The sequence below is a fragment of the Microbacterium sp. SA156 genome, assembly GCF_049065455.1.
Lineage (GTDB): Bacteria > Actinomycetota > Actinomycetes > Actinomycetales > Microbacteriaceae > Microbacterium > Microbacterium barkeri.
The window spans coordinates 102,337-112,071 of record NZ_JBAKGU010000013.1 but is presented as its reverse complement, the minus strand read 5'-3'; the positions used below and the strand labels follow the sequence as shown (position 1 = coordinate 112,071).

The 9,735-nt window shown below is 72.4% G+C and carries 9 protein-coding genes; 4 read left to right on the top strand and 5 right to left on the bottom strand.

The genetic code is table 11. The annotated features are described in order from the left end of the window. Positions 1-357 precede the first annotated feature (357 nt). Positions 358-1,710: a M20/M25/M40 family metallo-hydrolase gene (locus ACOWU6_RS13145; RefSeq protein WP_421075966.1), complete on the bottom strand. Its 1,353-nt coding sequence runs from the start codon at positions 1,708-1,710 to the stop codon at positions 358-360. Positions 1,711-1,939: 229 nt separating this feature from the next. On the opposite strand from ACOWU6_RS13145, the gene ACOWU6_RS13140 reads away from it, so the two are divergent. The 4 genes from ACOWU6_RS13140 to ACOWU6_RS13125 are packed head-to-tail and all read left to right on the top strand — an operon-like array spanning position 1,940 to position 5,875. Further along, complete coding sequence (locus ACOWU6_RS13140) at positions 1,940-3,223, top strand: adenylosuccinate synthase (RefSeq protein WP_421075965.1); 1,284 nt, start codon at positions 1,940-1,942, stop codon at positions 3,221-3,223. Between the two features lie 4 nt (positions 3,224-3,227). After that, entirely contained in the window at positions 3,228-4,067 is an 840-nt protein-coding gene (locus ACOWU6_RS13135; RefSeq protein ID WP_421075964.1) for an SMP-30/gluconolactonase/LRE family protein, read from the top strand. A 54-nt stretch (positions 4,068-4,121) separates the two neighbouring features. Next, positions 4,122-5,546 (top strand): lactonase family protein, encoded by a 1,425-nt coding sequence (locus ACOWU6_RS13130; RefSeq protein ID WP_421075963.1) that lies wholly within the window; start codon positions 4,122-4,124, stop codon positions 5,544-5,546. A gap of 20 nt (positions 5,547-5,566) precedes the next feature. Continuing rightward, on the top strand, positions 5,567-5,875 hold the full coding sequence (locus tag ACOWU6_RS13125; protein ID WP_282980542.1) for a chorismate mutase: 309 nt from the start codon (positions 5,567-5,569) through the stop codon (positions 5,873-5,875). On the opposite strand, the gene ACOWU6_RS13120 is transcribed toward ACOWU6_RS13125, so the two are convergent. From ACOWU6_RS13120 to ACOWU6_RS13105, 4 genes are all read right to left on the bottom strand, one after another. Beyond that, a complete protein-coding gene (locus ACOWU6_RS13120) occupies positions 5,872-6,753 on the bottom strand; it encodes an RNA polymerase sigma-70 factor (RefSeq protein WP_421075962.1) in 882 nt (293 codons plus the stop codon). The genes ACOWU6_RS13125 and ACOWU6_RS13120 overlap by 4 nt on opposite strands. Continuing rightward, the gene (locus ACOWU6_RS13115) at positions 6,750-7,976 is read right to left on the bottom strand and encodes an NAD(P)/FAD-dependent oxidoreductase (protein WP_421075961.1); all 1,227 of its coding nucleotides are present in this window, start codon (positions 7,974-7,976) and stop codon (positions 6,750-6,752) included. The genes ACOWU6_RS13120 and ACOWU6_RS13115 overlap by 4 nt, the downstream gene beginning before the upstream one ends. A 108-nt stretch (positions 7,977-8,084) precedes the next feature. Then, positions 8,085-8,816 carry a hypothetical protein gene (locus tag ACOWU6_RS13110; RefSeq protein WP_271174190.1) on the bottom strand — a complete coding sequence of 244 codons (732 nt, stop codon included), beginning with the start codon at positions 8,814-8,816 and terminating at the stop codon, positions 8,085-8,087. Next, positions 8,813-9,724: an ABC transporter ATP-binding protein gene (locus ACOWU6_RS13105; RefSeq protein WP_282979952.1), complete on the bottom strand. Its 912-nt coding sequence runs from the start codon at positions 9,722-9,724 to the stop codon at positions 8,813-8,815. The genes ACOWU6_RS13110 and ACOWU6_RS13105 overlap by 4 nt, the downstream gene beginning before the upstream one ends. Positions 9,725-9,735: the final 11 nt, after the last annotated feature.

Genomic DNA, 9,735 nt, shown 5'->3' with positions numbered 1-9,735 from the left:
GCCCGAGGTGCTCGACCTCCCCCGCGAACGCGATCAGGTCCGCATCCGTCACCCCGCGCACGCCCTCGGCCAGGCCTTCCAGTCGCGTCAGCGCGTCCCGGACCGCCGCGCCCGGGAAGAGAGGTTCGAATCCTGGCTCCTTCGCCATAAAGCCAGCATAGAACATCGATACGACAAGCGCAATGCTTTTCTTCCCCTGATCGGGATCTTTCTGCGACGAGCGCTAGCACACACCACCGACATCCACCCAGCACACCAAGCGCCAGCGCACCAGACGACAGCACACCAGACGACAGCACACCAGACGCCAGCACACCTCGGCGCACAGCCGCGTGCGCAGGGGAGATGCGGGTGCGCTCAGCGCTTCACGCGCACGCCGTGATCGCGCCCGAGGAACTCGCGCACGACGTGGTCGATCGCGTCCACCGTGAGGTCGAGCGACTCGAGATCGATGCGCTCGTTGTGCCCGTGGAAGAGGGTGCGGAACTTGCCGTAGTCCCAGCGGTCGCTGAGCACGCCGAAGCCGTAGGCCGGCACGCCGCGCAGCCGGTAGAAGCGCCCGTCCGTGCCACCTGCGGCGAGCATCGGCAGCAGGTCGGCGTCGGGGCGCGCGCGGCGGACCGCCCCGCGCAGCACGTCGAAGAGAGGAGTGTCGGTGGGCGAGACGGTCGACTGCACGAACTCGTCGCCCTCGATGCGCACGTTCTCGAGCAGGTCGCCGAGCGCCTCGCGCAGATAGCCGTCGACATCCGCCGCGTCGACGTCGGGGAGGACGCGGATGTCGAGGCGCACGGTCGCCTCGCCGGGGATCACGTTGAGCTTCTCGCCCGCGTGCACGACGTTCGGCGAGATGGTCGTGTGCGTCGACGCGTGCGCGAACCCCTGCAGCAGACCGGTCGCGGGCAGCCCCTCGTAGAGGCGCTCGGGGTCCTGCAGCTTCGCGGTCGTCTCCGCGTCGAGCTCGAGCGCGTCGGCGTACGCGTGCCACTGCGGTGTGATCACGGTCGGCGTGCGGAACCGCGCGATGCGCGCGACGGCCTCGGCCGCGATGACGGCGGCGTTGCGCGATCCCCACGGGGCCGAGCCGTGGCCCGGGACGCCCGTGACGCGCAGCGTGCGCGGCGCCTGGCCCTTCTCGCCGATCATGATGCCGATCGCGGGCTTGCCGCCCGCGGGGGCGCCGCCCGACTCGGTCAGAACGTAGTCGGCGTCGATGAGGTCGAGCCGGTGCTCGGTGAGCCAGCCGGCGCCGTAGTGGCCGCCGTTCTCCTCATCGGCGACGGCGGCGAAGACGAGGTCGCCGCGCGGGCGGAACCGCTGCCGTGCGATCTCCCGCGTGACGACGGCGTAGGCCGCCGTGAGGTTGAGCATGTCGATCGCGCCGCGGCCCCACAGCACGCCGTCGACGATCTCGCCGCCGAACGGATCGCGCTCCCATCCGGCCTCCTCGACGGGCACGACGTCGGTGTGCCCGAGGAGGGCGAGGGACGGCGCGTGCGGGTCGGTGCCCGGGATGCGGATGATGAGGCTCCCGCGGCCCGGGTGCGGCTCGACGACGACGCCGTCGAGCCCGGATCCCTCGAAGAAGCTCTGCAGGGTGCGCACCTGGCGGATCTCGTGGCCGGAGTCCGGACGGCCGTCGTTCACCGCCGCGTTGCGGATCATCTCCTGCAGAAGCTGAGCCGTCTGCAGCCCGAGGCGCGCGCTCATCGCGCCGCCGCCATCCGCGCCGGCTGGAGAGGGAGGTTCCACATGCGCATCCCCTCGACGGTATCGGAGAACGCTGGCAATCCCGAGGCCGATGACGCCCCGTGGCAGCTCAGCGGGCGCCGCGGACCGCCCCCGATAGGATGGCCAGGGAGAGCGCCGCGGCACACGCACGCCTCCGCCGGGAGCCGTTCCGGGCATCCGGGCACAACGACCCATCAGGGGGTATTCCATGCCGGGCATCGTGATCGTGGGCGTCCAGTGGGGCGACGAGGGCAAGGGCAAGGCGACCGATCTGCTCGGCGAGCGGACCGACTGGGTCGTCAAGTTCAATGGCGGCAACAACGCCGGGCACACCGTCGTCATCGGCGACGAGAAGTACGCTCTGCACCTCCTGCCCTCCGGCATCCTGAGCCCCGGCGTGAACCCCGTCATCGGCAACGGCGTCGTCATCGACCTCGAGGTGCTCTTCGCCGAGCTCGACGCCCTCTCGGCGCGCGGCATCGACGTCTCGAAGCTCCGCGTGAGCGCGAACGCGCACATCATCACGCAGTACCACCGCACGCTCGACAAGGTCACCGAGCGCTTCCTCGGCAAGCGCCAGATCGGCACGACCGGGCGCGGGATCGGCCCCGCCTACGCCGACAAGATCAACCGCGTCGGCATCCGCGTGCAGGACCTGTTCGACGAGAGCATCCTCCGCCAGAAGGTCGAGGGCGCGCTCGAGCAGAAGAACCACCTGCTCGTGAAGGTCTTCAATCGGCGCGGCATCACGTGCGACGAGATCGTCGAGGACCTCCTGTCGTACGCCGAGCGCCTCCGCCCGATGGTGTGCGACACCGGCCTCCTCCTCAACCAGGCGCTCGACGCCGGCGAGGTCGTGGTGTTCGAGGGCGGCCAGGCCACCATGCTCGACATCGACCACGGCACCTACCCGTTCGTGACGTCGTCGTCGGCGACCGCGGGCGGCGCCGCGACCGGATCAGGTGTCGGCCCCGGCCGCCTCGACCGCATCGTCGGCATCGTCAAGGCCTACACGACGCGCGTCGGGTCGGGCCCGTTCCCGACCGAGCTCTTCGACGAGCAGGGCGACTGGCTGCGTGCGGCCGGCTTCGAGTTCGGCACGACGACCGGGCGTCCGCGCCGGGTCGGCTGGTACGACGCCCCCATCACGCGCTACGCGACCCGCATCAACGGCATCACCGACCTCGTCCTCACGAAGCTCGACATCCTCACCGGACTCGAGAAGATCCCCGTGTGCGTCGCATACGACGTGAACGGCGAGCGCTTCGACGAGGTGCCGGTCAACCAGAGCGACTTCCACCACGCGACGCCGATCCTCGAGCACTACGCGGGCTGGAGCGAGGACATCTCGTCGGCGCGCACGTTCGAGGACCTGCCGCAGACCGCGCAGGACTACGTGCTCGCGCTCGAGGAGATGAGCGGCACGCGCATCTCGGTCATCGGCGTCGGCCCCGGCCGCGACCAGGTGATCGTGCGCCAGGACCTCATCTGAGCGCGTGATCGCCGCGGGCGCCGCGCTCGAGCGGCTCTGGACGGGCGGAACCTGGTGCGAGGGGCCGCTGTGGATCCCCGCCGAGGGCTGCGTGCGCTGGAGCGACATCCCGGGCGACCGCATCCTCCGGTGGGATGCGGCGACCGGCGACGCGACCGAGCACCGCACGGGCGTCGAGTTCACGAACGGGCGCGCGCTCGATCGGGACGGCAGCGTCGTGCAGTGCTCGCACGGCCGTCGGCGGCTCGAGCGAGAGCGAGCGGATGGCACGGTGTCGGCTCTCGCGGACGGGTACGACGGCGTGCGGCTCAACTCCCCGAACGACGTCGCCATCGCCGCGGACGGCGCGTACTGGTTCACGGACCCCGACTACGGCATCACGCAGCCGCTCGAGGGTCACCCGGGCGAGCGCGAGTACGGGGCGTGCTGGGTGTTCCGGCTCGGTCCCGACGGCACGCTCGCGCCCGTCGTCCGCGACCTCGACCGCCCCAACGGCATCGCGTTCTCGCCCGACGGCACGATCCTCTACGTGACCGACACGGGGGCCGCTCCCGCGATCCATGCCTACGACGTGCAGGGCGTCGCGGTGGGGAGCGGCCGTCGCTTCGCGGCACCGGCCGTGGGCCACTCCGACGGCATCGCGATCGACGTCGACGGCCGCGTGTGGTCGTCGGCCGGCGACGGCGTGCACGTGTACGAGCGCGACGGCCGCGAGGCGGCCTTCATCGCCGTGCCTGAGGTCGTGTCGAATGTCTGCTTCGGCGGCGCCGACGGCGACGAGCTCTTCATCACGGCGACGACGAGCCTCTACCGCATCCGCACGGCGACCCGCGGGGCGGCGTAGCCCGCGTCACCCGTCCGGCAGCGGGGAGGCGCCCCGGCGCGAGAGGATGGCCACATGAAGTTCTGGATCGGCGGCTGGGGCCCTGCGCAGGGCGGGGAGTCCGAGGGCATCTCGCTCATCACGGCGGGGGAGGCGGAGTCGCCGCTCGCCGGAGGCATGCTCGCCGACCGCGGCCTGGCCGCGCGCGCCGAATCGGCGTCGTGGCTCGCCGCCCACCCGACCCGCGAGGTCTTCTACGCCGCACTCGAGGCGGACGGCCGGATCGCCGCGTTCGCGCGGACGGGGGAGGTCTCGCTCGCACCGCACGGCGACGCCGTCGAGGCGGGCGCAGCCGTGTGCCATCTCGCGGTCGCGGCCAACGGCTCGCACCTCATCGCGTCGTGCTGGGGCGATGGACGGGTCGTGCACGTCCCGCTGCGTCCGGATGGGACGCTCGCTGCGCCGGCGCTCGGCGCAGCGGCCGCCGACCCGTATGCCGCGGCACCCGAGCCCGACCTCGGCGCCGCGCTCGAGGGCGAGGGCACGGTGGACGTGAAGGATCTCCTGGCGCAGGGCGCCGAGCCGACCGACATCGCCGCCCTCCTCGCGGGCGAGCAGAGCGCGCAGCCGTCATGGGAGGGCGCGATGGACCTGCGCGCCCTCGTCGAGGGCGACGCCGACCCGAGCCGGATCGCCTCGATGCTCGCGGGGAACACGGAGGACGACGGTCTGGCAGGCCTCCTCGCCGCGCTCGGCCAGGGCGCGTCCGACCCGTTCGACGATCCCGCCGTGCGCGACCTCCTCGCGAAGCGCGACGACGACGGCGACCTCGAGACGCTTCTCCGAGACGCGCGCGCCGCAGATCGCGACGTGCAGGCGGGCGGCCGCGCGCCATCCGAGCCCCGGCCGTCCCGCGCGCATTCGGCGCTCTTCCTGCCCGGCGGGCTCGTCGCGACGACCGACCTCGGCTACGACCTCGTGCGCTTCTGGCGGCACTCGGGGCGCGGGCTCGCGCCGCACCACGAGGTCGTGCTCCCGTTCGGCACCGGGCCGCGGCACATGGTGCTGCACCCGAGCGGATACCTCTACGTGCTCACCGAGTTCTCGGGCGAGGTCTTCGTGCTCGGGCGCGATCGGGATGGCCGCTGGGCGCTGCGCGGCGGATCGCCGGCGTCGGGCGCATCGCTCGCCGGCGACACCGGCGCCGAGCTGGCGCGCTCGCGCGACGGCGAGTTCCTCTACGCGGGTCTGCGCGGCAGCGACACGATCGCCGTGCTGAGGGTGCGAGGCGACGGCGGCTCGCTCGATCAGGTCGCGCTCGTCGAGGCGGGCGTCGCGACGCCGCGACACCACTTCGTCGGGCGCGACGCGCTGCTCGTCGCGGGCCAGGGGTCGAGCGAGATCGTCTCGCTCCCGCTCGACACGCGCACGGGCGTGCCCTCCCGACCGCGGCACCGCCTGCCGCTGGCGACCCCGACGCACCTCCTGCCCACGCGCTGAGGGCCGGTACCCTCGATGGCATGAGCCTGAACGACGAGGAAGCCCGCGCCGAGCTGCTGCGCCTGCGCGCCAGCATCGACAACATCGACGCCGCGCTCGTCTACATGCTCGCCGAGCGCTTCCGCTGCACGCAGCAGGTCGGCCGCCTCAAGGCCGAGCACGCCCTCCCGGCGTCCGACCCGAAGCGCGAGGAGCAGCAGGTCGCGCGGCTGCGCGCACTCGCCGAGGCCGCGCACCTCGACCCCGAGTTCGCCGAGAAGTGGTTCAACTTCGTCGTCGCCGAGGTCATCCGCCACCACGAGGCCGCGGCCGAGGAGCGCCAGAGCTAGCGCGAGAGCGCCGTCTCGGTCGCGATGCGCGAGAGCTTCTCGGGGTTCCGCACGTAGTAGAGCCCCGTGACGAGCCCGTCCTCGACGCGCAGCGCCAGGGCTCCGTCGACCTCCCCGTCGACCGACAGCAGCAGCGCCGGCGTGCCGTTGAGGTCGGCGGGCGCCGAGGTCAGCACCCCGCCGTGCTTCGCCATGCCGCCCGTGAGCAGGCGGACGACGCGGTCGGCGCCCACGATCGGGCGCACCGCGGCCCGCTTCCGGCCGCCGCCGTCGGCGATCATGACGACGTCGGGCGCGAGCACGTCGAGCAGCGCCTGGAAGTCGCCGGCCTCGATCGCCCGCTGCATCGCCGCGACGGCGACGCGCGCCTCGCGCGTCGACACGGTCTGCCGGGGGCGACGGGCCTCCACGTGCGCCCGCGCGCGATGCGCGATCTGGCGGATGGCCGCGGGCGACTTGTCGAGCGACTCCGCGATCTCGGCGTAGTCGAACCCGAACGCCTCCCTCAGCACGAACACGGCCCGCTCGGTGGGTGCGAGCGTCTCGAGCACGACCATGAGCGCCATCGACACGCTCTCGGCGAGCTCGACGTCCTCGGCGACGTCGGGGGTCGTCCGCAGCGGCTCGGGCAGCCACTCGCCGACGTAGGTCTCCTTGCGGCGGCTCAGCGTCCGGATCTGATCGAGAGACAGGCGCGTGACGATCCGAACGAGGTACGCGCGCTCGTCGCGGACCTCGTCCCGGTCCACACCCGACCAGCGCAGCCAGGCCTCCTGCAGCACGTCCTCGGCGTCGGCGGCCGAGCCGAGCATCTCGTACGCGACGGTGAAGAGCAGGTTGCGGTGGCGGACTAACGCCTCGGTCGCGGCGGTGCTCATGCCGCGCTCGCCGCCGGGCGCTCGCCGCTCTCGCGGAGCCGGCCCCTGCCATCCGCCGCCGCGCGCACGCGCTCGGCGCGCCGGCCGTCCTTGACCGGCCAGCGATGCGTGCCGGGTCGGCGCGCCTCGGCCCTGATCTGCGAGATCGGGCTCTTGCACGCCTCCTCCTTGAGGAGCGCGCCGAGTCGGCCGGGCACGTGCAGCCGGATGGCGGTGTCGTCGAAGCGCGCGAACTGGAACACGCCGAAGCGGCGCCCGAGGCTCACGCACATCGCCGCGATGCCGCGGTCGAAGCCGGCGGGTGCGCCTCCCGCGATCCGCTGCAGCACCGTGTCGGCGGCGTGCGACCCGAGCGGCAGCGCGGCCTGGCAGCTCATCCGCAGCGGCACGCCCTGCGGCGACGCCGCGTCGCCGGTCGCGACGATGCGGTCGTCGTCGATGCTCGTGAGCGTCTCGTCGGCGAGCAGTCGGCCGTCCGCGTCGGTCGAGAGGCCGCTGCGGCGCGCGAGATCCGCGGCCGCGAAGCCCGCGGTCCAGATCGTGACCGCGCTCGGCGTCGAGCGCCCGTCGGCGAGCTCGACGGATGCGCGCGTGACGCGCACGGCGGTCGTCCCCTCGAGCAGCCGCACCCCGAGGCTCTCGAGACGGCGGCGGATGGTCCGGCGCGCGCTCTCGTGGCTGTGCGGGCTGAGAACGCGCCCGCACACGAGCGTCACGCGGCGGCCGAGCTCGGCGAGCTCCGCGGCGGTCTCGATGCCGAGCGGACCCGAGCCCACGACGACGAGGGGCGCGTCGACGGGAGCGCTCCCGAGTGCCGCGCGCACCCGCTCGGCCTCCTCGAGCGTCGCGAGCGGGAGCGCGTGCTCCGCGGCGCCGGGCACCTCGAGCGGCCCGCTCGTGCTGCCCACGGCGTAGACGAGGTAGTCGTACGCGAGCGGCTCGCCCTTCTCGAGCACGAACCGCCGGCGGGGCGCGTCGATCTCGGTCACGGTGTCGACGACGAGGCGGACGCGCTTCGCGAGCAGGTCGCCGAAGTCGACGACGGCGTCATCCGATCCGCCCACGAGCTGGTGGAGGCGCACCCGCTCGACGAAGCGATCGCGCGCGTTCACGAGCGTCACCGCCACGTCGTCGCGGCGCGTGAGGCGGTTCGCCGCCAGCACTCCCGCGTAGCCGCCGCCGATGACGACGACCTCGGTCCTGCGTCCCGTCACGTTCCCCATGATGCCTCCTCTGTCGAGCCTTCGACATGGAGACGCCGGCCGAGGCGGATGTGTGACAGGACGCGGCGATGGCCGCCTCCCTCGGGAAGCGGCCATCGCCATCCGCGGTCAGGCGGGCATCCGCCGCAGCGTCGCGTACGACCCGGCCGCGAGCACCGCGCCGAGCAGCAGGCCCCACAGCGACAGCCCGACGGCGCCGCTCTGGATGACCCAGGCCCCGACCTCGGGCCAGGCCTGCTGCCACGTGATGAGCGCGGCGACACCCACGAGCAGGAGCACCGAGGCGAGGATCGCGACCGTCAGCATGGCGGGCCCGAACCGCTTGTAGATCGTCGCGAACCAGAAGCCGACCGTGAAGAACAGCATGGTGAGCACGAAGAACGTGAAGCCGGCGCCGAGGGCGCCCGCCTCCCACACCCAGTCGAGGTACGCGAAGTAGCCGTTGATCCCGTATCCGCCGGTCGCCTGCTCGAAGAGGCCGATGGCGACGAACACCGCCGAGAGGCCGAGCGCGCTCACGGCCGCGGCGATCATCGAGCCGAGGAAGAACTCGCGCCGCGTGAGGCTCATCGCCTGCGAGAACGGGAAGGTGAGCGTCATGGCATACGCGCCCACCACCGCGAAGTACCACATCGGGGCCTGCGATCCGCCGCCGTACTTGGGGCCGTCGACGCCGGCGCCCTCGAGGATCAGGTACACGAGCAGGGTCACGAGCCACGCACCGCCGAGCACGATCAGCGGCACCCAGATGAAGGTCTGCGTGTTGATGAACTGCAGGCGCACGACCTTGAGCGTGCGGCCGTGCGGCGTGACGTGCTCGGGGGTCGAGAGGGCGGTCATCGGAGTGCTCCTTCCTGGGTGCCGGCGCCGGTGTGCGCGGAGGTGCGCTGCGTGCGCCGGACGATGAGCTGCTGCAGGGAGACGGGGGCGAGGTCGAGGCCCGCCGCCGCGAGTTCGGCCCGCTCGGCGTCGTCGATCGGGCCGAGGAAGGTGACCGAGGTCACGCGGCCGAGGCTCTCGCGGTGGATGACCTCCCGGCCGCGGATGGCCGCCTCCACGGCGGCGGCGTCGCCGACCACGTTGGTGGCCTGCGCGCGCGCGTCGTCGGTCGACTCGTCCATGATGATGCGGCCGTCGTCGATCACGAGCACGCGCTCGATGAGGTTCGCGACCTCGTCGATGAGGTGGCTCGAGAGGAGGATCGTCCGCGGGTGCTCGGCGTAGTCGGCGATCAGCCGGTCGTAGAAGATCTGCCGCGCGACCGCGTCGAGCCCGAGATAGGGCTCGTCGAAGAACGTGATCTCGGCGCGCGAGGCGAGCCCGATGATCACGCCCACGGCCGAGAGCTGACCGCGGGAGAGCTTCTTGATCGTGCGCTTGAGGGGCAGCTGGAAGTCGTCGACGAGGGCGTCGGCGAAGTCCTGATCCCAGTGCGGGAAGAACAGCCGCGCGGCGGCCAGCGCGTGACGCGGGGTCGCGTCGTCGGGGTACTTCTGGCTCTCCCGCACGAAGCACATGCGGCTGAGCACGTGCGCGTTCTCGTAGGGGCGCTCGCCGAAGACGCGCACCTCGCCGCTCGTGGCGAAGTTCTGGGCCGTGAGGATCGACATGGCGGTCGTCTTGCCGGCGCCGTTGCGGCCGAGGAAGCCGTAGATCGTGTCCTTCTCGATGTCGAAGCTGACATCGTCGAGGGCGAGCTTGTCCTTGTAGCGCTTGGTGAGGTTCCGGACCTCGATGACGGGGTTCATGGTGTCCTTCT